Origin of the sequence: Chelatococcus daeguensis, from assembly GCF_001887265.1 — a bacterium.
In the GTDB taxonomy this organism is placed as follows: Bacteria; Pseudomonadota; Alphaproteobacteria; order Rhizobiales; family Beijerinckiaceae; genus Chelatococcus_A; species Chelatococcus_A sambhunathii.
On sequence record NZ_CP018095.1, the window covers coordinates 705359 to 729982 of the forward strand.

Consider the following 24624-nt stretch of genomic DNA (forward strand, 5'->3'; position numbering starts at 1 on the left):
CCGAAGGAAATGAAAACACTCTGCAAGATCAGGAAACCCCCACAAAGATGATTCGGCTTGAAGAGATCGTGCCGGGAGCCAGAATTCGGGGGATTGCGGGCACGCAGTTCGTCGAGGTCCTGGCCGCGCGCTCGTTCGGCCCTGACGCCGTGGAGGTCACTTACAAGCTGAACGGAGCCGTCGATCAAACGGTGCTTTTCCGGTCGTCGGAGTCGGAGCTGGAGCTTGCCGAGCTGACGCGCCGCTTCGCGTTCGACGGCGACGGGCACCTCCTCAGGCTCGCCTCGGAGGCGCTGCGCATCCGGCTCGCCCATCTGTTCGACCCGTTCCTCGCCGTCCGCTCCTCGCAGATCGAGGCCCTGCCGCACCAGCTGACGGCCGTCTACGAGGAGATGCTGCCGCGCCAGCCCCTGCGCTTCCTGCTGGCCGACGATCCCGGCGCCGGCAAGACCATCATGGCCGGCCTCCTCATCAAGGAGCTACTGATTCGCGGCGATCTGGAGCGCTGCCTGATCGTGGCGCCCGGCAGCCTCGTCGAGCAGTGGCAGGACGAGCTCAAGGACAAGTTCTCGATCGATTTCGATATCTTGACCCGCGACCAAATCGAGGCATCGAGCACCGGCAACTTCTTCGCCGAGAGGCAGCGGGTGATTGCGCGGCTCGACATGCTCTCCCGCGCCCAGGACCTTCAGGATCGTCTCAAGGCCGCGCCCTCATGGGACTTGGTGATCTGCGACGAGGCGCACCGCATGTCGGCAAGCTTCTTCGGCGGCGAGGTGAAATACACCAAGCGCTACCAGCTCGGCCAACTTCTCGGCGCGGTGGCTCGGCACTTCCTCCTCATGACGGCGACGCCGCACAACGGCAAAGAGGAGGACTTCCAGCTCTTCATGGGACTGCTTGATTCGGACCGTTTTGAGGGGCGGTTCCGGCAGGGTGTTCACAAGATCGACCCATCCGACATGATGCGGCGCCTGACCAAGGAGGAACTCCGGCGCTTCGACGGCAGCCCGCTCTTCCCCGAGCGCAAGGCATACACTGTCTCCTACAAGCTCTCGGATCGCGAGGCCGTTCTTTATGAGGCGGTCACGCGGTACGTGCGCGACGAGATGAACCGCGCCGATCAGATCGAAGAGGGTGGCGACCGTCGCCGCAACAACGTCGGCTTTGCGTTGCAGATTCTCCAGCGGCGGCTCGCATCTTCGCCCGCTGCCATCCACGAGTCCCTGAAGCGCCGTCTCGCCCGGCTGGAGGCTCGGCTCGAAGAGGAACGGCTGTTGAAACGGGGCCAGGAAGCGGCAGGCCAACTTGCGACGCGCGTCGATCTCCCGGCTTGGGACGAAGAGGACATCGAGGAAGCGCCCGAGGACGAGCTTGAGGACCTCGAAGATCAGGTGGTGGACCAGGCAACTGCCGCCCGCACCATTGCCGAGTTGGAGGCCGAGATTGCCTCGCTTCGGGAGCTTGAGAAGCTGGCGCGCGAGCTTCGCCGCTCCGGTGAAGACACCAAGTGGCGCGAGCTAGACCGCATTCTCGACGATCCCATTGTGCACGACCCAGACAACGACGTGCGTCGGAAGATCGTCATTTTCACTGAGTCCAGAGACACACTGGAGTACCTGGCCGGGCGCATCCGCGGACGCACCGGTGAAGAGGAGAGCGTCGTCGTTATCCATGGCGGTGTTCCGCGCGACCGTCGTCGTGCGGCCATTGCCGCCTTCAACGATGACCCCAAGGTCCGTTTCCTGATTGCTAATGACGCTGCCGGTGAGGGCGTGAACCTTCAGCGTGGCGCGCACCTCATGGTCAACTACGACCTTCCCTGGAACCCGAACCGGTTGGAGCAGCGCTTCGGCCGCATCCACCGCATCGGCCAGACCGAAGTGTGCCACCTCTGGAACCTGATCGCCGGCGAGACCCGCGAAGGTCAGGTCTATGCCCGGCTCCTGGAAAAGCTGGAGATCGCCCGTGAGGCGCTTGGCGGAAAGGTCTACGATGTGCTCGGCGAGTTGTTCGAAGCCCGTGCGCTTCGAGACATGTTCATGGAGGCAATACGATACAACCAAAGGCCCGATGTCCTTGAGCGACACTTCAAGACAATCGATATTGCCTTCGAGCGAAAGCGCATCGAGGAAGTTGTCGCCCGATCGAAGCTCACCAAGGAAGGACTCGATCCTTCGACCATCACAGCGCTCAAGGAAGAGATGGAGCGCGCAGAAGCCCGTCGGCTTCAACCGCGTTACATCCGCTCCTTCTTTGAGGAAGCCTTCGCGCTCGCTGGCGGCGTCATGCACCAGCGGGAGACAGGGCGTTACGAGGTGCGCCGCGTCCCCGCTATCCTGCGCGACCGCGACCGGCTGATCGGCCGCGGCGATCCTGTCCTGCCGCGCTACGAACGCATCTGCTTCGACAAGGCTGACGTGCCCGGCAAGCGTCAGGCGGCTTTGGTGGCGCCCGGTCATCCGCTCCTGGATGCAACCGTCGATCTGACATTGGAGCGCTATCGGAACCTACTCGCGCAAGGCGCGGTGCTGGTCGATGACAATGACACGAGCGACGAGCCGCGCGTGCTGGTCTATCTGGAGCACGCCATACGTGACGGCCGAGTGGGCGGCAACGGCCGCCCGCGCCTCATCTCGCAGCGGCTTCAGTTCGTCTATCTCGACCGTTACGGCAAGGCCACCGATGGCGGTGCCGCGCCCTATCTCGATTGCCGCCCGCCCACCGAGAACGAGAAGCGCCAGGTCGAGGAGATCCTGAAGGAAGGCTGGCTCGCCGGAGATATTGAGGACCGCGTGCGCGGCTATGCCATTGCCGAATTGGTGCCGCGTCATCTGGAGGAAGTGAAGGCGCGTCGTCTCGACGAAATCGCCCGCACCGAGGCGGCGGTGAAGGAGCGCCTTCGCCGGGAAATCCTGCACTGGCAAAGCCGCGCGTTGGAACTGGAACGTGAGGAACAGGCGGGCAAGCAGCAACGCCTCAACTCGCAAAATGCCCGCCGCTACGTTGAGACGCTGACCGACCGTCTGGACAAGCGGCTTGCCGAGCTTGCGAAGGAACGTCAGATCGCGCCGCTGCCGCCCGAGATTCAGGGCGCGGCCCTCGTCATCCCCATCGGATGGTTCGCCAAGAAGGCGCAACCGGTCGCCGCACTGACCGGCTTGGCCGAAGGGCGCGCCGCGGTCGAGAAGCTTGCAATGGACGCCGTCATGGTGGCCGAGCGCAGCCTCGGGCGGGAGCCGCGCGACGTGTCGGCCGAGAACCGCGGCTACGACATCGAGAGCCGCGATCCCAAGACCGGCAGCCTAACCTTCATAGAGGTGAAGGGGCGCGTGGACGGCGCCGACACCGTCGCCATCACCCGCAACGAGATGCTGACGGCCTTCAACGCGGAGCAATCCGGGCTTTCCTACATTCTCGCCGTCGTGCGCGTGGAGGTCGGATTCGCGCAACAGCCGGTTTACGTTCGCAACCCAACCGGCATCTTCGGTGCCGAGCCCGGCTTCACCGAGGTCTCGCGCATCCTCAATCTTTCAAAGATATTGGCCGTCGGGGGGCCGCCTGCATGACAGAAGCAACAAGAAGAAAGAAGCTGATCGAGGTCTCGATTCCGCTCGAAGCCATCAACAAGGCGAGCGCACATGAAAAGATGCCTGGTATCGGGCCGCATCCCCGAGGGCTGCATCTCTGGTGGGCGCGCCGGCCGTTGGCCGCCTGCCGAGCCGTGCTGTTCGCGCAGCTTGTGGACGACCCGTCGTCCTGGCCGGAGCGTTTCCCGACCGAGGAGGCGCAAAAGCGCGAGCGCGAACGCCTGCACAAGATCATCGAGGCGATGGTGCCGTGGGAGGCCTCGACCAATGAGCACATTCTGAACAATGCCCGCTGGGAGATCGCCCGCTCCGTCGCCTGGGGGCGCGGCGAGGAACCGCCTCCGAGGTCCGACCCCGCGGCCGTGCTCGCCTATCTGCAAGAAAAGGCGCCGCCGGTCTACGATCCGTTCTGCGGCGGCGGCTCGATCCCGCTGGAGGCGCAGCGGCTGGGCTTGCGTGCCTATGGCTCAGACCTCAACCCCGTCGCCGTGCTGATCTCCAAGGCGCTGGTCGAGATACCCCCGAAGTTCGCCGGGTTACCCCCGGTCAACCCCGACCGCGATCCGCACCGTGCCTGGAAGGGGGCGGAAGGGCTGGCCGACGACGTCCGCCATTACGGCCAGTGGATGCGTGACGAGGCGGAGAAGCGCATCGGCCATCTTTATCCAAAGGCGAAGCTGCCCGACGGCAGTGAAGCGACCGTCATCGCCTGGCTTTGGGCGCGCACCGTGGCCTCGCCCGACCCGATGGCGAAGGGCGCGCATGTGCCGCTCGTCTCATCCTTCATGCTCTCGACCAGGAAGGGCAAGCAGGCATGGGTCGAGGTGGTGCGCGATCCGGCAGCGCAGGACGGTTGGCGGTTCGAAGTTACTACGGGATCGCTTTCAACCGAAGAAGAAAAGACAATACGTCTGGGTACTAAGGCCGGCAAGGCGGAAGCGTTCCTATGTACCCTGACTGGGTCGCCTATAGAACGCGCTTACATACAGTCGGAAGGCAAGGCTGGCCGACTCGGTATTAGGCTGATGGCAATAGTTGCCGAAGGCCAAAGAACACGCATCTACTTATCCCCGGATGATGAACATCAACTAACAGCCTCTCATCTTAACGAGGATGAAACGGTCAACGAAGCACGCGATTCATTCCTCAATTCGGAGACCCCCACACGCGCGATGATAACGGGCGGCGTTTGCTCCGCCTATGGCCTCTCCACGTGGGGACATATCTTCACAGCGCGGCAACTAAAAGCGCTGACCACGTTCAGCTCGCTGATCACATCAGTTCGAGAGAAAGTTAAAGGCGATGCTGAAGCATGTGGCATTGAGGAAGGTGCTCCGTTATCGGAAGCGGGAACCAATTCTATCGCTTATGCCGACGCGATAGCGACATACCTAGCGTTTGCGATTGATCGTGCAGTGGACTTCAACTCAAGCCTAGTGCGGTGGAATCCGAGCAATGAAAAGGTGATGAATACACTCGCCCGTCAAGCCTTACCTATGACTTTTGATTTTGGCGAGGCCGCAATTCTGAATGATGTGGTGGGAGGGTTTTTCCCATCCTGCGACTTCATTTCCAAATGCATATTGAAAGTCCCGGCGGTAGGTTTTGCTCAAATAGAGCAAATTGATGCTCCATCAAACAGCTATCCGATACGGCCAGCACTGCTCGCTACAGACCCGCCGTATTTTGACAATATTGGGTACGCTGTACTCGCTGATTTTTTTTATGTTTGGCTTCGCAAGTCCTTGCGAGAGGTATGGCCGGTAGCCTTTCGGCGAACCCTTACTCCAAAGGATGAGGAGTTGGTTGCAACGCCGTACAGGCACGGAGGGAAGGAGAACGCCGAGAAGTTTTTCATGGACGGTATGTCTGCGACCCTCACTGCAATGCATAATGCCGCGGACAGTAACTCCCCAACTACTGTTTATTATGCATTCAAGCAGACTGAGATTGCGTCCGAAGGACTCACATCATCTGGTTGGGCCAGCTTCCTCCAGGCAGTCGCTAACGCAGGGTTCGTCATTGATGGTACATGGCCAATGCGAACTGAGCAGTCAGCGCGTCTCATCGGACACGGCGCCAATGCCCTCGCCTCCTCCATCGTCCTCGTCTGCACCAAGCGGCCGCCCACTGCCGCCGTCACGACTCGCCGAGAGTTCATCGCCCGCCTGAAGCGGGAGATGCCGGGCGCCCTTCAGAAGATCAAAGAGGCCGGCGTCGGTCCGGTGGACATGGCGCAGTCTGCGCTTGGTCCCGGCATGGGCGTCTTCACCAGTTATTCCAAGGTGCTGGAGCCGGATGATTCCGAGATGACCGTCCGCACCGCCATCGCGCTGATCAACGAGGTGCGCGAGGAAATCCTCGGCGAAGAGGACGCACATTACGATCCCGCGACCCGGTTCTGCATCGACTGGTTCCAGGCCTTCGGCATGGAGGCTGGCAAGTCCGGCGACGCCATCGGCATGGCCAACGCCTACAATCTGGGCCTCGGCGACCTGGAACAGGCGGGGGTCTTCCATGCCAAGGGGGGTGTCGCGCGGCTTCTGAAGCGTTCCGAGATGCGTGCCGACTGGCGGCCAAGCACCGACAGGCACCTGACGCATTGGGAATGCACCCAGCATCTGATCCGCCTTCTGGAGGACGAACACGGAGGCACCGAGGCCGCCGCCGCGCTGGTGGCCGAGATGAGCCCGGAAGATGCCGAGGCCGCGCGGGCGCTGGCCTATCGGCTCTACGATATCTGCGAGAAGAAGGGCTGGGCGCAGGAGGCGCAGGTCTACAACCTTCTGGCCGAGGAGTTCCCGCATCTGGAGCAGGCCGCGCTGCACCACCAGGCCGCTCACGCTCCGGCACAGAGGTCTCTTGATTTCGGGGAGGTGCGGCAATGAACAATCCCTTCACCGCGAAGCAGCGGGTCGATCAGGCCCTCGAAGCGCTGCGCATCGGCCTTGGCCCCTATGTCGCCGAGCGGATGAAGCAGCGCCATGGCGCTCATTGGCGACAGTACGCAAGCCGCGCCAGCGGTGGCGAGCCAGGCGGGGAGCTCGACGCCTACGGCCTGTTGAAGACAGTCCTCGACAATTACAGCGAGGTGTTCCGTCACGATGCGGCACTACGCAAGGCGCGCAGTTACGTCTCGCTGGCCCTCGACGCACGCAATGCCGCCTCGCACTTCGACGGCATGATGCAGGACCGAGAGGCGCTGCGTTATCTCGACGCCATTCGCGAGCTTCTTGAGGCCGTCGGCGCCAAGCCGCAGGTGAAGATCGTCGATGGGCTCTACGAAGCGCAAAAGCGCGCGAACCCGGACGCTGAACAGGAAAAGGTCAAGGAGGAGCGGCGATTCGACGAACCTCCACTGCCTGAGAAGCTGCGGCCGTGGCGCGAGGTGGCCCAGCCCCATCCCGATGTGCTGGAAGCGCGCTTCACCGACGCGGAGTTTGCAGCGAACCTGGCCCATGTCGATCAAGGCATCGGGTCCGAGGAATACACTGACCCTCTCGCCTTCTTCCGTATCACCTACCTGACCGAGGGCCTGAGCCGCGTGCTGCGAACTGCGGCAGAGCGTTTCGCGAAGAAGGGCGGCGATCCCGTCATCGGCCTGCAAACGAACTTCGGCGGCGGTAAGACCCACACAATGCTCGCCCTCTACCATCTGGCGGGCGCGGTGGAGGCCGGATATCGGCCCGAAACGCTTCACGGCATGCCGGGAATCCTGGAGGCGGCGGGCATTGCCACGCTTCCCAAGGTGCGACGCGCAGTCTTCGTCGGCACCCACAAAGGACCGAGTGAGGTTATGCATGCCAGCGATGGCCGCGCGGTACGCACCGCCTGGGGTTACATCGCCTATCGCCTCGGTGGTTGGAAGGCCGTCGACTTGATCGCGGACTCGGAAGCGAATCGCACCAACCCCGGATCGGAACGGCTGGTACGGATTCTGGAGGCAGCCTCTCCTTGCCTCATCTTGCTCGACGAAGTCGTTGCGTTCGCGAAGCAGCTGCGTGGCGAGGAGTATGAGGCGTTCCATGCCTTCATCCAGTCGCTGACCGAGGCGGCTGCGGCCGTGCCCGGCGCCATGGTCGTGGGTTCGCTGCCGGAATCGACGATGGAGGTGGGTGACCAGCGCGGCGTCGATGCCTTGCATCGGTTGGAAAAGCTGTTCGGTCGCGTGCAGTCTGCCTGGACGCCGGCGAGCGGCATGGAGACCTTCGAGATCGTTCGCCGCCGCCTGTTCCAGCCGCTCGACGAGGACGGGGAAAAGGCTCGCGACGCCACTATTCAAGCGTTCGCCAAACTCTATCGCGACAATGCCACCGACTTCCCGCCCGAGGTGAAAGAGCCGGCCTATCGTGAGGAGATGCGCCGGGCGTACCCAATCCACCCGGAGGTGTTGAAGCGCTTTTCCGAGGACTGGTCCACGCTGGAGAAGTTCCAGCGCACCCGCGGCATCCTCAAGATCATGGCCAACGCCATCTATGCGCTCTGGCGCGGTCAGAGCAACGCGCCGCTGATTACGCTGGCGCTGTTGCCTCTGTCCGAGGAAAAGGTTCGCACCGCAATCCTGGAGCCGCTCGACCGTTCCTATGGCCCGATCCTTCAGGCCGAGGTGGACGGCGAATTGGCGCTGCCGGCGAAGATGGAGGCATCGCGCAAGCGCTTCGGTGATGTCATCGCTGCGACACGCGCAGCTCGTGCCGTGTTTCTTGCCACAGCGCCACATCGCGGCTCGTCGCGCGGCGGACTGACGGGTCCCTCGCTCAGGCTCGCCTGCGCCCAACCGGGCGATCAGATTTCCATCTTCGGCGATGCGCTTCGCGAGCTGTCAGAGCGGTCCGCCTATCTCTATCGTGAAGGCGATCGCTACTGGTTCTCGACCCAGCCAACGCTGAACCGCATCGCCGACGAGCGTGCCAATGACATTTCGCCCGACGATGCCGACGCGGAAATCATTGCGATCCTGCGCAAAGAGCAGAGCTATCGTGGCGGGTTCCATCGTGTGCACGCCGCGCCCGACAATCTGATTGACGTCGATGACGCGCGGGCCATCGCCCTCGTCATCATTCCCCCCGCGCATCCACATGCGCTCAAAAGCCCCGACAAGACACCGGCGGAGCGCATTGCGACCGACGCCTTGCAGCGTCGGGGCACGGGGCAGCGCAAGTTCCGCAACGCACTTGTCTTCGCCGCCGCCGACGAGAGCGGCCTCGACACCTGCCGCGAGATCGCCCGCAAATATCTCGCATGGAAGTCCATCGTCGAGGACAAGGAGATGGCCGACGGCCTCACTCGGGCGCAGTTCGAGGACGCTGGCTCGCGGATGCGCCAGTCGGCGGAAGCACTGGCGCAACGTATCCGCAGCACCTGGTCGCACGTTCTCTATCCGGTGCCAACGCAGGACGGCGGCAACGGCTCCGGTCCTGCAATGGGTTTCTCCCTGGAGCACACCTCCGTTGCCAACCGGGCACCAGGCAAGCCCATTCCACAGGTGGTCTATGAGAAGCTCCGGGCGAACGGCGTGATCGTTGATGAGCTGGGGCCGGACACATTGCTGGCGGAGCTGCGCAAGGTCTGGCCGGAGGACAAGCCGCACATCGAGGTTGCCACGCTTCTCGACTGGTTCGCGTCCTACGTCTACCTGCCGCGTTTGCGCGACGACGCGACCCTGACGCTCGCAATCGAGAAGCTGATAGGGAAACTGGAGGGGCCAGTCGGCTTCGCGCAAGCGTATAATCAACAAGCCGGCACATACGATGGCGTGTCGCGCTGGGCCACCAATCTCGGCACCAATGTCGCGAGTGGACTTCTGGTGTGGCGGTCTGCACTTCCCGATCAGGCGGTGCCAGGTCCGACAGGGTCCACCGGTGCTGGTCAAGGCATCAGGGGCGTGACTTCCGGCGATGGCGAGCAGACCAGACCGGAAGGTGCGGTGAATAGGAAGCCGCGCCGCTTCTACGGGTCGATCCCACTCGATCCTGACAAGGCCGGGTTGCAGGTCGCCAAGATCGCCGAGGAAATCCTCTTCGAGCTGGGCCGCCCCGATGGCGCGACCCTGCGTCTAACCTTAGAAATCGAAGCTTCAGCTCCGGACGGGTACCCTGACGATGTGGTCGATGTGATCCGTGCCAATATCCGCGACCTGAAGCTGGCCGCTGGGAATGTGGGGTTTGAGGATGAATGAAAACTGATCTCGCAGATAAATTTAGCGAAAGACCGGGCTGTCGTGCGAATTACTAGGCTTCGTATCGAAAATTTTCGTTCCATTCGCCAGCTCGACATCGAGCTTAGCGACACGACGGTCTTTATCGGTCCCAATAATGCCGGTAAGACCGCAATCTTGGATGCTGTCCGCATTGCGCTCACCCGGCGCTGGGGGCAGAGGGGTACCGGCTTCACCGAGTACGATGTCCATCTGCAAAGCGAGACAGACGACCCTAAGACTTCCCCCGGTGTTGCCATAGAGCTACGGGCCGAAGAGACTGTTGCAGGCGAATGGCCGGATGCGTTGCAGCAGGATCTTGACGAGATCGTGCAGACCGACCCCGCCACTGGCCGGAGCTTCATTTCTCTCCGTGCGAGCTGCGCTTGGAGCGACGCCGAAGGCTGCTTCCAACCGTCTTGGGCTTTTCTCAATGCTGCACGCGCGCCCCTAGTGGGACAATCCGCGCGCCGGATGAACCTGGAGCGCTTCTGGCAGTACTTGCCTGTCTTCTACCTCGGCGCATTGCGAGATGCGGATGACGAGTTCTCTCCGCGGTCCCAATTCTGGGGCAGATTGCTCAAGGCGATGGAAATTCCACCCGAGTTGGAATCCCGCGTGCAGAGAGTCCTGGACCTTCTCAATAGGAAGCTCCTGCAAGCCGATCCCAGGCTGGGGCAAATCGCCAACACGCTATCCGGGGCGACGAGGGTAGCTGCGCGAGACCGAGACGGCAGCGTCGATCTGAGGCTCGTTCCCCTGAAGTCGTGGGACCTACTCTCTAAGGCAGAGATCATTCTGCGAAACGAGCCGGATTGGCCTTGGCTGCCTTTGCAAAGGCACGGTCAGGGGATGCAAAGTCTGTCGGTCATTTTCCTCTTTCAGGCGTTCGTCGAGCATCTGCTTGCCGACCTCTATGAGGCAGATAGCACGCCCCTGCTTGCTCTTGAAGAACCAGAAACCCACCTGCATCCGCAGGCAGCCAGGACACTCTGGGTCCATGTCAACAATCTGCCGGGCCAGAAGCTGATAACGACCCATTCGCCGTACTTCGTCCAGCATGTGCCCTTCCGCGATCTCCGCTTGGTACGTCTCACGGAAAACGGCACCGAGGTCCGATGGCTTCCGCCGAGCTTCTCGGCGCAGGTGCCCCATGTTGCCGGGCTTGATCACGTAGTTGCCGGAAGCGGAGGCGTGATTGCATATGATCGGGCGGCCCAGACACTGACCGTCCGTGGACGGCTGGAGGAGGCCCCCTACCGCGGCCTTCTGGCCAGCTTTGGCACCCACCCGGAACGCGCGGTCATTCACGGCGTTCTCCGGGAGCTTAGGGACAGATCGCAGCTCTTCATCTCTGACGAGGAGCTGCGGCAACTTGAGACATTTGCCCGGCGGATACGTGGCGAGATTTTTTTCGCGCGCCGATGGATGATCGTGGAGGGGCAGGGAGAGTATCTTATCGTTCATTCTCTGGCGCGTAGCCTCGGCTATGATCTAGACGAACACGGGGTTGCCCTGATCGACGCCGTCAACAACGGCAATCCTACACTCTTCGCGGCGCTCGCACGCGCGTTGGGGATTCCGTGGACCGCAGTGTTCGACGGTGACGCGGCTGGCCAAAGGTACGTGAATGCGCTGGCGGCACGTGGCTTCGATCCCGCCTTCATCGCGCAGCGGTGTCGGACACACGCCGCTGGACACCTGGAGGACCAGCTTCTCGCCGACGGATTAGAGCCCGAATTGCGTACTATCCTGCAGGATCTTGGACAGAACGACGCTGACACAATCGATAGGACGACCCTTCGGAAACGGCTAGCCGATAACAAGATTCCCTATGCCGCTGCCCTTGCTGCGCGGCTCAACGGTGATGGCGCGCTCTCGCAGCGGATGCCACAGGCCTTACGGGACGCCATCTCCAGTCTAAGGGGGCTCACATGACAGACACGCCCTTAGAAGCCGCACTGGCCAAGCTCACCGACATTCAGCGGCAAGCCGTTGAGTGGAAAGACGGAGCGTTGTTAGTGTTGGCCGGACCCGGCTCCGGCAAGACTCAGGTGCTGACGTGCCGGATCGCTCGTCTATTGGACGGTGCCCGGGACAAGAACTTTCGCGTCCTCGCTCTGACATTCACCAACAAGGCGGCAGACGAAATGAAGGACCGCGTGACTGCGTTCGTACCGGGCCTTGGAGAACGAGCTAACATCGGGACGTTCCATAGCTTCTGTGGCCAGGTGCTTCGACAGCATGGTGTTCATTTGGGTATCAGTCCTGATTTCGCTATTTATGCCTTGGACGAAGACCGGCGCGCAATCCTTGAGGATGCGCTCAGGCGTGCTGCTTCCGCAGGGGAAGCCGTCTCGTCAGAGGATGGTCGGTATCTCAGCTTAATTGATCGGATGAAGGAGCGACTGATCGAGCCGGAGGACGCCGAGGCGCGACTGTCGCGTTTCGACGACCGCAGCCGAATAGCTCTTGTCTACAAGCTATATGAAGACGAGCTGAGGCGAGTGAACGCACTCGACTTCAACTCTCTCATCTTCGAGGCTCACAGGCTGATGGTCTCCTTCCCGGCCATTGCGGCGCGTTACCGCCGATCGCACCCGTACTGGCTCATTGATGAGTTCCAAGACACCAATGATGCACAGTATCGCTTTGTTCGCGCGATGGCTGGCGATGCGTTCCGAAACATCTTTGCCGTCGCGGATGACGATCAGATCATTTACCAGTGGAACGGCGCGAGTTTTCGTCAAATACAGCGGTTCCGCGCGGATTACGCTGCCGAGCTAATACAGCTTCCAACGAACTATAGGTGCCCGCCCGCCATCGTCGATGCCGCCAACCGGCTCGTTGCTTACAACACCAATCGGACACAGGCCAAAAAGCCGCTGGTTGCCGGGAAAACGGACCTCAGATACCCACCCGAGCAACACATCCAGCACCGGGTGTTTGAAACCGACCAGGAGGAGGCCGAGGGGATAGCGCAGGAAATCGCGGAAAAAGGAAATGCGCAATGGGGCCAGATCGCTGTACTTGCTCGTACACGCGCTCTTCTTGAGAAGATGCGCGCCGCGCTTCAGCAGAGGGGCGTGCCCTCCACTATTTCGCAGCGGCGCGATGATTTTCTTTCTGCCGAGCTGCGTTGGCTTGTGGCCAGCCTAAAGCAGGTCGTTAGGCCGCTCGACAAGCGAAACGTGACGGTTCTCATCGAGGCGTTCAATCGGATCGCTGAAATTGGTGTGTCCGTCGATCAGGTCATCGCCGATGCAGAAGCGACGGGACGCAGTTACCTTGCAACATGGCTGGCCGCTGCTGGTAGGGAAATAGCCTCATCGCCGAAGAGAAGGCTATTGGAGTTGATTGGCAAACTCATGAAGGAACCCTCCGGTGCAAGGAAGGTGACGGAGGACATTCTGGCTGAGTTCGAGCGGGCCGCAACGGACACCAACGGGGAATCAGACCTCACGGAAGACGTGGCGGCGTGGCGCGAAATATCGAGAGATATTTCTAAGCACCTTGGGCGTGATATTCCGCTTGATCAGTTCCTTCAAGAATTGCAGCTCCGTTCCAAGGAGCCCTCACCGACACCGGGAACGGTAACGCTTATGACCATTCATGGTGCCAAGGGGCGTGAGTTTGATTTGGTTTATGTTATCGGGCTGGCAGAGGACGTCATGCCATCCTATCAGAGTCGGCAGAAGGGCGATGCAAGCCCCGAGATGGAGGAAGAGCGGAGAAACTGCTTCGTCGCGATTACACGCGCGAAGGAAGCCCTCATACTTAGTCGTGCCCAAAGCTACCGGGGTTGGCAAAAGCAACCGTCCCGATTCTTAGTGGAGATGGGATTCGCGGAATAGGATGCTGGCTGTGGAAAAGAAGCCCCACCGCGAGGGTGGGGCTTCAGTCGTCGATAGGGGCCGGTCAGGCCGCGGGCTTCAACGGCTTCGGAGCCATGCGCTGGCCCTCCAGCCACTTGTTGAATTCGGCGCGGTCGATGTAGACCCGGCCACCGATCTTCAGCAGCGCGGGCTTCAGTCCATTCGTCTCCGCATGGAATATCCACCAGCGCAACGTGTGCTCCGTGATGACCGGCGAATCCGCCGCAACCTGCTTCACGGTAGCGAGGTCCCTGTAATCCACCATGTTTTCCTCATGGTTCGGGGCCTATAAACAGCAGGAAGCCTTATCTATGCCTCAGAACATCTTCTCGTTCAATTCCTTGACCACCCCCTTGACGTGGCTCTCCGAGAGGTGCGCGTAGCGGCGCACCATCTGGAGCGTCCGGTGGCCGAGGATTTCGGCAATCTCAACGAGGCTGGCCCCGTTCATGGCCAGGTAGCTGGCCGTCGAGTGCCGCAGGTCATGGAAGCGGAAGTCGGCAATCTCCGCCGTGTCGCGGGCGTTCTCCCAGGCCGTGCGGATGTCGATCGGCGCTTCCCCGTCGCGGCGCGGGAACAGCCAGCGCGGCCCCGACGGCGAGCCCAGCTCCTTGTAGATGCCATTCACCTTCTCAACCTGCCCTTCGAGCACATCCCGCAGGTGATGGACGACCGGCACCGCCCGCGTGTCGCCGTTCTTGGTGTCCCGCAGCACGGCCGTATCGCGGTCGAGGTCGAGATCGGCCAGCGTCAGGCCGAGGATTTCGCTCTTCCGCGCGCCGGTGGAGAGCGCGAACACGACCACGGGGTAGATGTGCTCGTTGTCGCTGGCCTTGCAGGCATCGAGCAGGCGCTTGCGCTCCGCATCGCTCAGATAGCGCATTCGTTCGTTCCTGATCTTGGTAATCCGGTTCACGCCGTCGAGCGGGCTCGACCCCGTCCAACCCCATTGGACCGCGTATTTGAACAGCACCGCCAGCATGTCGCGGTAGTGCTTCATCGTCTTGCGGCTCTTTGGCTTGGGCGCCGCCTTCGGGGCTTTCGCCTCTTCGCCTTCCTCCGGCGGCTTGCGCCGACCATCGCCGGCGGCGGCAAGCTCAGCGAGCTTGTCGCTGACCATGTCGGCGGTGATGTAGGCGAGGGAGTATTGCCCGAGGGTCTTCTCCCAGTAGGCGAGGAACGAGCCTTCCGCCCGCTTGGTGCTCTCAGCCCGGTGGACGAACACTTCCTTCCGGAAGCGGTCGATCACGTCCTGGAGGGTCTTGCTGGCGGCCGTGCGGACGACGTTCTTGAACTCGCCCTTGCGGATGCCGCTTTCGGTGTCCGACGCCCACTGCTTGGCGTCCGTCAGCCGCTTGAAGGTCCGCACCTGGGGCGGGAAGCCCTTCATCCGCACCATGACCCGATAGGACGGGCCTTTCTTGCCTTCACGCTTCTGGATGGTCGCCACGGTGTGCCTCGGAAAGAGGGAGAGGAGAGGGACGGCGCGAATGTGCCAAGCCGCTTTTTGGCACACTTTTGGCACACTTAGAAGCAAAAAATCTCAACAACAGCCTGAAGGGCTCAATCAAAAAACAGCTCTATTTCAGTGAATTGGTTGTTGAGTACTGTTGGCAGGTTGTGCCGAGAATGGCTTTTCGCTTGGCTCATAACCTGAAGGTCGTAGGTTCAAATCCTACCCCCGCAACCAAAATTACGAAGCAATATCAACGGCTTCGACAAACGCCCCGGACTCGCGTCCGGGGCGTTCGCATGTTAACTCCGCAATACCTCCGCAAATCGGGGGCTGCTGCGGTGGAGTCCCTATCGTGGGCTCCCCACACCAACGGCGCTGTGACCTGCCCCCCGCCGGTCCCTCATTCATTGTGAGAGCCCAGGGGTTTGGTAGCTGATCTCCATCGCCGGCGGTAGCGGCCGGGCGGTGGAGCTGATTACGTTGCGCAACCGCCCGGCCGCGGGGTTCAGCCGCACGGCTTCGGGGGTAAGCCCGCCGTGCGCCGAGTGTGGGCGCACGTGGTTGTAGTCGAGCCGCCAGCGCTCGATCACGGCGCGGGCCTCGGCCAGATTGGCGAAGGCCTCCTCGTTCAGACACTTGTCGCGCAGCTTGCCGTTGAAGCTCTCCACGAAGCCGTTCTGTTGCGGCTTGCCCGGCGCGATGTAGTGCCAGTCGACGCCGGTGCGATTGGTCCATTCCAGCATCGCCCGGCTGGTCATCTCGGTCCCGTTGTCGCTGACGATGGTCGCCGGCTTCCCCCGCCGGGCGATCAGGACGTCCAGCTCGCGGGCCATGCGATGGCCGCCGATCGAGGTGTCGACCACCAGCGCCAGGGCCTCGCGGGTGAAGTCGTCGACGATGCACAGGATCCGGAAGCGCCGGCCCCAGCTCAGGGTGTCGGCCACGAAGTCCAGGCTCCAGCGCTGGTTCGGGCCATCCGGCAGCGCCATCGGCGCCCGTGTCCCGGTCGCGCGCTTGCGGCCACGCCGCCTTCGCACCGCCAAGCCCTCTTCGCGATAGAGCCGGAAGAGCTTCTTCTTGTTCATGCTGACGCCTTCACGCTCGAGCAGGATGCCGAGCCGCCGGTAGCCGAAGCGGCGTCGTTCCGCCGCCAGGCCCCGCAGCCGCTCCCGCACGTCCGCATCGCCTGGATCGGCCACGCGACGCACCGTCTTGGGATCGACCTGGACCAGCCCGCAGGCGCGCCTCTGCGAGAAGCCGCGCTCCGCCATCAGGCGAAGCACAGCCTCCCGGCGCGCTGCAGGCCCGATCAGTTTTTTCCCAGAAGGTCCTTCAGGGCCGAGACGTCCAGCATCGACTCCGCCAGCAGCTTCTTCAGCCGCCGGTTCTCGTCCTCAAGCGTCTTCAGCTTCTGCGCGTCCGACACGCTCATGCCGCTGTACTTGGCCTTCCAGCGATAGAAGGTCTGCTCGCTGATCCCGTGCCGCCGACACACCTCCGCCGTCGGGCTTCCGGCCTCCTGCTCCCGCAGCACGCCGATGATCTGCGCCTCGTTGAACCTGCTCTTCTTCACGTCCGTCTCCTCTAGGTGACGGACTCTCACTCAAACCGAGGGATCAGGAAGGGGGCAGGTCATCGGAAACCTCATGCGGCGATCGCGCGAGCCACCGCTTGAGCGACAGCGCGGCCCATCGCTAGCGGAACGCGGTTCCCCACCGCTTTGACCTTGGCCGCGACGGTAAACGGCGGCAGATCGAAATCGTCCGGCAGGCCTTGCAGGCGACAATGGTTTCGGAATGCGTCGGCCGTCTTGTAGCCGCAGTTTCGCAGGGCGCTTCTTACACTTCGCTTCTTCTTTCCGGACCCGCCGATGGCGACGGGCACGGGACGACTGCCGCCCGACGCCAAGGCGGAATGTTCCGGATCGGGCTTGTGCAACGCGAGGGTTTCGACATTCAATCGCCGGCCGTCGTGCGTGCCGAAGGAAAACCGCCGAAGATCGGTGAGCCAGAACAGCTTCGTCACCTTCCAGCGCCTTTCGTCTGCCGTGCGATGGCGATGGCAGAGAGATCCTTTGCCATGTCGATCGGCGCGCCCGCGGCCTTGCGCTCGGAGTAGCGGTCGGTCAGCGTCCGGACATGGGGGCGCAGGAGCACCGTGAAGCGCACGAGTTCCTCGACGACGTCGACGATCCGCTCGTAGTAGCTCGATGGCCGCATGCGTCCGTTCTCGTCGAATTCCTGGAACGCCTTGGCGATGCTCGACTGGTTCGGGATGGTGAACATCCGCATCCAGCGGCCGAGAAGGCGCAGCGTGTTGACTGCGTTGAAGGATTGCGAGCCGCCCGAGACCTGCATGACGGCCAGGGTTCGTCCCTGAGTCGGGCGCAGGCCGCCGATGCTGAGCGGCAGGTGGTCGATCTGCGTCTTCATCACGCCCGTAATCTGCCCGTGCCGCTCGGGGCTACACCACACCTGTCCCTCCGACCACATGGCGAGTTCGCGCAGTTCGCGCACGGCGGGATGATCATCGCCTTTGACCTGATCCGGCAGCGGCAGGTCAGACGGATCGAAGATGCGCGGCTCGGCGCCGAAATGCCGTAGCAGTCTCGCTGCCTCTTCGACCACAAGACGTGAATAGGAGCGTTCGCGGAGCGAACCGTACAGCAGCAGGATGCGCGGCGGATGGCCCGGCCCGCCGTTCGGCAGGTCGAGCGCCGGATGACCCGGAGCGTAACGCCGGTCCAAGGCGGGAAGCGTGTCAGGATCGGGAAGCGTGCGCGTTCTCATATCTTTTCCATGTCGTGGGGGCCACTCGAAGGCGCCTGGTGCCTTCGCGGCCCTTGATCGCTCCGGATCGTGCCAATGATGTTGCCCAGAACCGGATGACGTCCCCGCCGGCCACGCTGCTTGACCATGTCGATGAGCACGAAGGCGGAAAGGCCGAGGAGGCCCGCCACGGCCACGCTCCACAACGAGGTTTCGACGGCCGTTCGCGACATCAGGAGGGCAAAGGCAAACGGGCCCAGAGCCGAGGTGAACTGGCGCGCGGCGGAAACCCATCCGAGCCTGGCGCCATAGCCGTCGCGGCCGAACAGCTCCAGCGGCAGCGTGCCGCTCACGATGCTGATGAGACCCGAGCCGAGCCCGAAGAGGACCGCGAAGAGGACGGCACCGGCCAGCCATGGGGCCGTCGCGGCGAGAATGGCGACGCCGAGCGCAAGAAGCACGGCGGCGATGGTGGCGAGATGCGTCTGAGCCAGCCGGCCGCCGAACAGCATGTTGACGAGACGGCTGGCGACCTGCGCCGGTCCGAACAGCGTCGCGATGAAGAGCCCTGCCGCGCCAAGTCCGAGCGTCGCCATGAGGGGCACCATGTGCATCAGGAGCGCCGAGAGGACGAAGCCTTCGATGGCGAAGCCGGCAAGCATGAGAAGGAAAGCCGTCCGCCGCGAGCGCGCGTCGAGCGTGCTGCCTTCGTTTGCCGCCGGTCCCGCAACGGGGGCCACCTCGGGAGGAGAGGGCGCCAGTCGGGACCCACGGCGCGCGATGCGCAGGAGAGCCCAGTGGATCGGCATGCACAGGCCAAGATTGAGGGCGGCGAACACGCCATAAACCTCCCGCCAGCTCAAGTGAGCGTGAAGGGCCGATGTCAGGGGCCAGAACAATGTCGAGGCAAAGCCGGCGATCAGCGTCAAATGCGTGATGCTGCGCTGAGCCTGTGGCGAGCCCGCCTGCACGATGGCAGCGAAGGCCGCGCCATAGAGCACGAAGCAGGAGGTGAGCTCCATGGCGAGAAGAGCGGTCACGAAGGTCACGCGCCCGGGCGCCAGGGCACATAGGACAAGCGCCAGCGCCGCGGCAGCCGAACCGATGGTCATGAGCCATGCAGCGCCGACGCGGTCTATCCAGCGCCCTGCCGTCGGGGCAAGCAGGCTGCCGGCAAGGAGGGACGCCGACAGCGCCGCGAAGATCCATTGTTCCGAAAGAGTGAACTCCCGCGCGATCGCCGGCGCCAGGACGGGAAAGCTGTAGTAGAGCGTGCCGTAGCCGATGATCTGGGTCAGGCCCAGAGCCCAGATAGCCCAGACGGGAAATGCGCGATCACGCATCGAGCACCGCCGATCGGGCCGCAGAACCCTGCGCCCCGCATCCGCAACCCGCACGCCCCGACCGTTTGGCCTTGGCATCGGCGACGCAGCAGGCCTCGACGTCCTCCGGCGCCGGACCGCCGCAGCAGCCGGCGGCCGTTTGCGTGGCCCCGACAACCTGCGTCGTGCACACGCCCGTCTCCGGCAGCACGAGATGCACGTCATCCGCCGCGGCCATGTCGCCGGCAAGCGCGGCGGCCACGGAGCGGACCTGCTCGTAGCCAGTCAGCAGCAGGAAGGTGGGGGCGCGCCCGTAGCTCTTGATGCCCACCGTGTAGAAGCCTGGCTCGGGGTGGGAGAGCTCGCGGTGACCATGCGGCGGCACGGATCCGCAGGAATGCACGTTCGGGTCGATGAGCGGACCGAGCGCCCGGGCGCTTTCCAGCCACGGATCGAGATCGAGACGCAGTTCGTGCGTCAGCGACAGGTCCGGCCGCTGGCCCGTGGCGGCGACGATCCGGTCGACGGGCCCGAGACGGCGCTGACCGTCGGCTGTCTCGCCGGTCACGACGAGGCGGCCGGCCTCCTCGTGCAGCCCGGTGATGGCAAAGCCGGTGGCGAGGGCAACACGGCCGCTTGCGACGAGCCGGCGCATCTCGGCGCCGAGTTCGCCGCGCGCCGGTAGCTGATCGGCGCTGCCGCCACCGTAGACGCGGGAGAGATCACGGCCGCGCGTCGCCCACAGGATCGATGTCGATGGCTCGGCCTCGGCGAGACGGGCAAGATCGAGCAGCACATTGGCCGCGGAATGGCCGGCGCCGACCACCAATGTGGTCGCTCCGGCGAAGAGGTCACGTTCCCGTCCGGTTACATCCGGGATGCCGTAGGCGATACGCCCGGCGAAGGCCGCCTCGCCCTCCACCGCGATGCCGCTGGCTCCGAGCGGATTCGGCGTTCTCCAGGTGCCGGAGGCGTCGATGATCGCCCGGGCAAGGTCCTGTCGGCGGCCGCCGGGTGTTTCGACCGTCATGACGAACGGACGCTCCGCCCGGCCGCGGCTGACGACCTTGTCGAGACCTTGCCGCGACACAGCCGTGACGCGGGCATCGGTCTCGATGACGCGTGCAAGCGCCGGCACCGCGGCCAGCGGCTCGAGATAGTGGGCGACGATCTCGCCGCCGGTCGGGAAAGCCTCCGCCGGCGGCCGGTGCCAGCCATGCCTGGCGAGGAGAGCGGCTGCCGTCTCGTCGACGCAGTACCGCCAGGGTGTGAAAACCCGCACATGACCCCACTCGCGCATGCTGGCGCCAACGGTGGGCCCGGCCTCATAGAGTTTCACCGGCACGGCGCGGGCGATGAGATGGGCCGCCGCGGCAAGGCCGACCGGACCACCGCCGATGATGGCAACGGGCAGGGTCTCGATGGACATATTCGATCCTCCCAAAAATATCGAATTAGCGGATGTAAAAAGACAGCCTCAGGCCGCCTTTCCCTCTTCCCTGGTGCAGGCCGACTCGATGCAGCATTCCTCCGTAAGGAAGCTGATGAGGCTATCCATGGCCGGATAATGCGCCCGGCAGATGAGCGTCGTTCCCTGGCGCTCCTGCGTCATGAGCCCCGTTGCAATGAGCCGGTGCAGATGGTGCGACAGGGTGGAGGCTGCAATCCCGAGCCTCTCCTGCAGGCGGCCGACCGGTAATCCCACGCCGCCCGCGCGCACAAGCGTTCGATAAACCTCGAGCCTGGTCGGATTGCCCAGCGCCTCGAGTTGCTGGGCTGCTTCTTCGATCTTCATGGAAATAAGCTATGCTTCCGGCTGAGCCGCGTCAATAGTTATTTCGATATAAGTCGAATTTTTATGCAGTCGCCGCGCGCCCCGCCAGGCGCCTCGAGCCCTTATCCGCTGCAATGGCTACTGGGGTTCGCCGTCCGCTGCGAAGGACCGCAGATAGGCCGTAAGATCCCTGACCTCCTGCTCGTTCCTGATGCCGGCGAAGACCATCTTCGTTCCCTTGATCGCGCCGCGCGGGTCCTTGATGTAGTTCGCGAACGTCTCTTCGGTCCACGTGATCCCGGATTGCTTGTTGGCCGGCGAGTATGTGTAGCCTTCGACGGAGCCTGCGGTGCGGCCGAACAGCCCGTTGAGCTGCGGGCCTATCTTGTTGGGCGCGTTCGGCCCGACCGCGTGGCATGCGCTGCATTTGTTGAAGACGCGTTTTCCCGCCTGCGCATCCTGCGCGACGGCGAGGCGGGGGTCCAGGAGAAACATGGCGGCGAACGCGAGCGTGAGCAGTCTTGTCATCGGGAGCCTGTGCTTCAAGGGACCGGAAGGCGCGATATGCCCGCCTGAGCGACGGGCACGAAGCCCACGGGTGCCGAAGCGCCCGTGGGCCGCGAAGTTGCGGGAGGATCAAGCTGGGCTCGCCGGATATTCCGGCGACTTGAACGACAGATGCCGAACACCGTCCGGTGCATCCGCGATCTTGCGGATATTGCCCCAGGTCTGCTTGTAGTTGGGGATGATGAACTCGTTCACGCCGGCCGAGACGACATTGCCCTGCACGCCGGCGGGATAGGCAAAGAGCATGAACACCTGTTTGCGCCGTGCCGTGGGGGTCGGATAGACCATCGCCTGGGTCGAGCCGTTGTCATTGTAGACCTCGACGAGGTCGCCTTCCTTCAACGTTAGCTCCGCCATGTCCTGCGGGTTCATCTCGATGAAGGGGTAGGGCCAGCGGTCCATGACGAACTCGTTCTCGACGTCGAGATAGGCGCTCTGCCACACGTCGTTGGTGCGGCCGTTGTTGATGAGAAAGGCGAACTTCTCCTTCTCGGCCTCCTTTCCGGCCGCCTGGAGGCCGCGCCATGCGGTCTCCATGAACTGCGCCCTGCCGTCGGGCCGGTTGAACTTGCCGTCGGCATAGAGCCGCTTGGTGCCGACGATCCGGCCATTCTCGACGGCCACCGCCGGCTCCTGGAAGCCGTTGGTGCCCATCGCCCGCAGCCGCTCGTAGGTGACGAACGCGCCGCCTTTCTCATGGGCGTGGTAGCCGTCCATGAAGGCGTCTTCCTCGCTCTTCCAGTCGAAGCCCTTGAACTTGTCGGCGGTGTCCGTCTTGCCCGCAGCGCGGAAGACGCGTTCGAGATGGTTGGCGAGCCGCGCTGCGATCAGGCAGTCGGGCAACGCCTGGCCCGGCGGATCCATGTAGCGCTCGGTGAGCCGCATGCGCCGCTCGCCGTTCATGGAGGTGAGGTTCATCTCGCCGGAGGTGGCCGCCGGCAGGATGACGTGGGCCGCCTCGCCGATTTTCGTCGGCACGATGTCGACGTCGACGCTGAACAGTCCACCCTGCCGGATGGCGCCCATGATCGCGGCGACCATCGCCTCTCGATCACCATAAGGGACGGAATTGATAGCGTCTTTCACGAGGTCGGTGCGCTTCTTGTAGACGCGCTTGAACTCCATGGCGTTGAGCGTCGTCTTGTAGTGGTCGCAGGCCCAGACGTGATGGACGCCGCCCTTGCCTTCGATGAGGAGCTTGTCGACATAGGCCGCCGGCCGGCCGACATGGGCATCCGACGGGCGTGAATAGCCCTCCTGGTGGCCGCCCATGCGCACGCAGCCGCCGCCCGGCCGCCCGATGTTGCCGGTGGCGAGGGCAAGGTTCACCAGTGCGCCATTGGTGCGGTAGTTGTCGTTGCCCCAGATCAGCCCCTTCTCATAGGCGAACATCGTACGCCGGCGGACGCCACCCGCTTTGGGCCGGGCGATCCATTCGGCGGCCTTGACGATGTCCCCTGCGGCGAGGCCCGTGATCCGCGCCGCCTCCTCGACGGTCATCCTGTTCGCCGTCAGTGCCTTTTCGAAGCCACTCGTCGAGGCGTCGATGAAAGCCTTGTCCGTCCATCCCTTGTCAGCGATGTGGGTGAGCAGCGCGTTGAACAGCGCGAGGTCGGTGCCTGAATTGATGGCAAGGTGCAGGACGTTGTCCTTGCCCGCCTCCACCTCGCAGGCATTGACCGTGACCGTGCGGCGGGGATCGACGATGATGATCCGGGCGCGGTCCACCGGCTCGCTGCCGAACTCGGCCTGCTTTTTGGCGAGCGACGTGCCGCGCAGGTTCGGCACCCAGTGGTTGAGGAAATAGTTGGTCTGCGTCTCGAGCGCATTGGTGCCGACGGCGACGATCGTGTCGGCGAGTTCGGCATCCTCGTAACAGTTGTTGAGTTCGCCGACGCCCATGTCGCGGCTGGCGTGGACCTCCGAATTGTAGGCCGGCCGGTTGTGAATGCGGATGTTCTTCACCTTCATAGCGCCGAAATAGAGCTTGCCGGTGCCCCAGGTGTTCTCGTAACCGCCCCCCGCGCCGCCGTGGTCGAAGGCCGAGACGAAGAGCCCGTCCTCGCCCTGCTCGTCGATGACCGCGGCGGTTACGCGCGCCACGAGGTCGAGCGCATCGTCCCAACTTGTCGGCTGCAGTTGCCCGTAGCGCCAGACGAGCGGATCGGTGAGCCGGTGCAACTGCGTGTTGCGCTGGCGCGAATAGCTCATCTCCGCCATGCGCGCCCCGCGCACGGAGCCGAGGCCGGAATTGACGACGCACTCCTTGTCCGGCTTGATGACGAGATGGACGTCCCGCCCGTCCTGCCGGACGATGTTGTACATCGACGGCGCGTACCAGGCGGCGGTCTCCGCCTCCTGCTGCGCGGTGAGGTCGGTGCCGAATTTGTTCTCGGATGGAGCCGTGCCGCCTTCGTAGCGCGCATCCCAGGTGTAGGCCTTGTAGCCGCAGCCGACGATGCAATAGTGGCAGACGACGTTGTGTTCCTTTGCGTCGGCCGGGACGATGGGCAGCCGGCCGATCTGACGCTTGTAGGCCATTCTCCCCTCCCTCACAGCACGTTCGACAGGCGGCCGTAGATGAGCTCGTCGACGCCCTCGGCGTAGATGTCGCCCTTCTCGTCGACGCGCAGCGCGTATTGCGGCAGGTTCTGGGTCGCGTGACCCCAGATCTGCTGCCCGCCGCGCTCGCAGTCGAAGCGCGAATAATGGCCGGGGCAGTTGAGCGTCTTGTCCGCGGCGTCGTAGGCCATGGGGAATCCTTTGTGCGGGCACAGGATGGTGAAGCCGACAATGTCGCCGTCGGGACCGACGCCCGCCGGCACACGCGTGCCGAGCTTGATCAGCACGCCCGGCGCTTCGTCATCCGGATAGGCGACGTCGAGGGGTTCGTTCACCTTAAGGTCGCTCACATTGGCGAGCCGGTTCGGTGGATAGCTGACGAGGGCGGCGCCGGGTGCTGCCTTTGCCTCCGGCGCCAGCACCGACGCTGCCGCAGCCCCCGCCGTCATGGCGCCCGCCCCGGTCAGGAAGCGCCGCCGGCCCACGTCGATCAACCTGTCGCATCGTTTCATCG

The 24624-nt window shown here is 63.4% G+C and carries 16 protein-coding genes; 5 read left to right on the plus strand and 11 right to left on the minus strand.

Annotated features, from left to right (window positions below; genetic code table 11):
* Nucleotides 1-47: 47 nt before the first annotated feature.
* The 5 genes from BOQ54_RS03310 to BOQ54_RS03330 are packed head-to-tail and all read left to right on the plus strand — an operon-like array spanning nt 48 to nt 13640.
* Entirely contained in the window at nt 48-3569 is a 3522-nt protein-coding gene (locus BOQ54_RS03310) for a helicase-related protein (protein WP_071923267.1), read from the plus strand.
* Nucleotides 3566-6478: a DUF1156 domain-containing protein gene (locus BOQ54_RS03315; RefSeq protein ID WP_071923268.1), complete on the plus strand. Its 2913-nt coding sequence runs from the start codon at nt 3566-3568 to the stop codon at nt 6476-6478. The genes BOQ54_RS03310 and BOQ54_RS03315 overlap by 4 nt, the downstream gene beginning before the upstream one ends.
* Nucleotides 6475-9768 (plus strand): DUF499 domain-containing protein, encoded by a 3294-nt coding sequence (locus BOQ54_RS03320; protein ID WP_071923269.1) that lies wholly within the window; start codon nt 6475-6477, stop codon nt 9766-9768. Before BOQ54_RS03315 ends, BOQ54_RS03320 begins: the two co-directional genes overlap by 4 nt.
* 42 nt (nt 9769-9810) lie before the next feature.
* A complete protein-coding gene (locus BOQ54_RS03325; RefSeq protein ID WP_071923270.1) occupies nt 9811-11724 on the plus strand; it encodes an ATP-dependent nuclease in 1914 nt (637 codons plus the stop codon).
* Nucleotides 11721-13640: an ATP-dependent helicase gene (locus BOQ54_RS03330; protein ID WP_071923271.1), complete on the plus strand. Its 1920-nt coding sequence runs from the start codon at nt 11721-11723 to the stop codon at nt 13638-13640. The genes BOQ54_RS03325 and BOQ54_RS03330 overlap by 4 nt, the downstream gene beginning before the upstream one ends.
* 64 nt (nt 13641-13704) lie before the next feature.
* Here BOQ54_RS03330 and BOQ54_RS03335 read toward each other — a convergent pair whose 3' ends face one another.
* The 11 genes from BOQ54_RS03335 to BOQ54_RS03385 all read right to left on the minus strand — a co-directional run bounded on the left by BOQ54_RS03335 (nt 13705) and on the right by BOQ54_RS03385 (nt 24622).
* Nucleotides 13705-13926: a helix-turn-helix domain-containing protein gene (locus tag BOQ54_RS03335; protein WP_071923272.1), complete on the minus strand. Its 222-nt coding sequence runs from the start codon at nt 13924-13926 to the stop codon at nt 13705-13707.
* A gap of 51 nt (nt 13927-13977) precedes the next feature.
* Entirely contained in the window at nt 13978-15111 is a 1134-nt protein-coding gene (locus BOQ54_RS03340) for a tyrosine-type recombinase/integrase (protein ID WP_071923273.1), read from the minus strand.
* Between the two features lie 410 nt (nt 15112-15521).
* Nucleotides 15522-16690 (minus strand): IS3 family transposase gene (locus BOQ54_RS19410; protein WP_432431519.1). Its coding sequence is split into 2 segments (ribosomal slippage): nt 15522-16432 and nt 16432-16690, totalling 1170 coding nucleotides; the frame shifts between segments, so codons are not numbered across the junction.
* A gap of 71 nt (nt 16691-16761) precedes the next feature.
* On the minus strand, nt 16762-17142 hold the full coding sequence (locus BOQ54_RS19645) for a hypothetical protein (protein ID WP_145979719.1): 381 nt from the start codon (nt 17140-17142) through the stop codon (nt 16762-16764).
* Nucleotides 17139-17906: an arsenical resistance protein ArsH gene (arsH, locus tag BOQ54_RS03355; protein ID WP_071923276.1), complete on the minus strand. Its 768-nt coding sequence runs from the start codon at nt 17904-17906 to the stop codon at nt 17139-17141. Before arsH ends, BOQ54_RS19645 begins: the two co-directional genes overlap by 4 nt.
* Nucleotides 17903-19228 (minus strand): arsenite efflux MFS transporter ArsK, encoded by a 1326-nt coding sequence (arsK, locus tag BOQ54_RS03360; RefSeq protein ID WP_071923277.1) that lies wholly within the window; start codon nt 19226-19228, stop codon nt 17903-17905. Before arsK ends, arsH begins: the two co-directional genes overlap by 4 nt.
* Nucleotides 19221-20636, minus strand: coding sequence for an NAD(P)-binding protein (locus tag BOQ54_RS03365; protein WP_071923278.1), 1416 nt, complete (start codon nt 20634-20636; stop codon nt 19221-19223). Before BOQ54_RS03365 ends, arsK begins: the two co-directional genes overlap by 8 nt.
* Before the next feature lie 48 nt (nt 20637-20684).
* A complete protein-coding gene (locus BOQ54_RS03370; protein ID WP_055460275.1) occupies nt 20685-21002 on the minus strand; it encodes an ArsR/SmtB family transcription factor in 318 nt (105 codons plus the stop codon).
* Nucleotides 21003-21119: 117 nt separating this feature from the next.
* Complete coding sequence (locus BOQ54_RS03375; RefSeq protein ID WP_055460276.1) at nt 21120-21509, minus strand: c-type cytochrome; 390 nt, start codon at nt 21507-21509, stop codon at nt 21120-21122.
* A 108-nt stretch (nt 21510-21617) separates the two neighbouring features.
* Nucleotides 21618-24089, minus strand: a complete 2472-nt coding sequence (locus tag BOQ54_RS03380) for an arsenate reductase (azurin) large subunit (protein WP_055460277.1) — start codon at nt 24087-24089, stop codon at nt 21618-21620.
* Between the two features lie 11 nt (nt 24090-24100).
* A complete protein-coding gene (locus tag BOQ54_RS03385) occupies nt 24101-24622 on the minus strand; it encodes an arsenate reductase (azurin) small subunit (RefSeq protein ID WP_071923279.1) in 522 nt (173 codons plus the stop codon).
* Between the last annotated feature and the right edge of the window lie 2 nt (nt 24623-24624).

Excerpts from the sequence above, each read along its gene's own strand:
- BOQ54_RS03385 (WP_071923279.1), bottom strand. The coding sequence starts at position 24,622 with ATGAAACGATGCGACAGGTTGATCGACGTGGGCCGGCGGCGCTTCCTG.
- BOQ54_RS03335 (WP_071923272.1), bottom strand. The coding sequence starts at position 13,926 with ATGGTGGATTACAGGGACCTCGCTACCGTGAAGCAGGTTGCGGCGGAT.
- BOQ54_RS03310 (WP_071923267.1), top strand. The coding sequence starts at position 48 with ATGATTCGGCTTGAAGAGATCGTGCCGGGAGCCAGAATTCGGGGGATT.
- BOQ54_RS03330 (WP_071923271.1), top strand. The coding sequence starts at position 11,721 with ATGACAGACACGCCCTTAGAAGCCGCACTGGCCAAGCTCACCGACATT.
- BOQ54_RS03315 (WP_071923268.1), top strand. The coding sequence starts at position 3,566 with ATGACAGAAGCAACAAGAAGAAAGAAGCTGATCGAGGTCTCGATTCCG.
- BOQ54_RS03320 (WP_071923269.1), top strand. The coding sequence starts at position 6,475 with ATGAACAATCCCTTCACCGCGAAGCAGCGGGTCGATCAGGCCCTCGAA.
- BOQ54_RS03365 (WP_071923278.1), bottom strand. The coding sequence starts at position 20,636 with ATGTCCATCGAGACCCTGCCCGTTGCCATCATCGGCGGTGGTCCGGTC.
- BOQ54_RS03380 (WP_055460277.1), bottom strand. The coding sequence starts at position 24,089 with ATGGCCTACAAGCGTCAGATCGGCCGGCTGCCCATCGTCCCGGCCGAC.
- BOQ54_RS03375 (WP_055460276.1), bottom strand. The coding sequence starts at position 21,509 with ATGACAAGACTGCTCACGCTCGCGTTCGCCGCCATGTTTCTCCTGGAC.
- arsH (WP_071923276.1), bottom strand. The coding sequence starts at position 17,906 with ATGAGAACGCGCACGCTTCCCGATCCTGACACGCTTCCCGCCTTGGAC.
- arsK (WP_071923277.1), bottom strand. The coding sequence starts at position 19,228 with ATGCGTGATCGCGCATTTCCCGTCTGGGCTATCTGGGCTCTGGGCCTG.
- BOQ54_RS03370 (WP_055460275.1), bottom strand. The coding sequence starts at position 21,002 with ATGAAGATCGAAGAAGCAGCCCAGCAACTCGAGGCGCTGGGCAATCCG.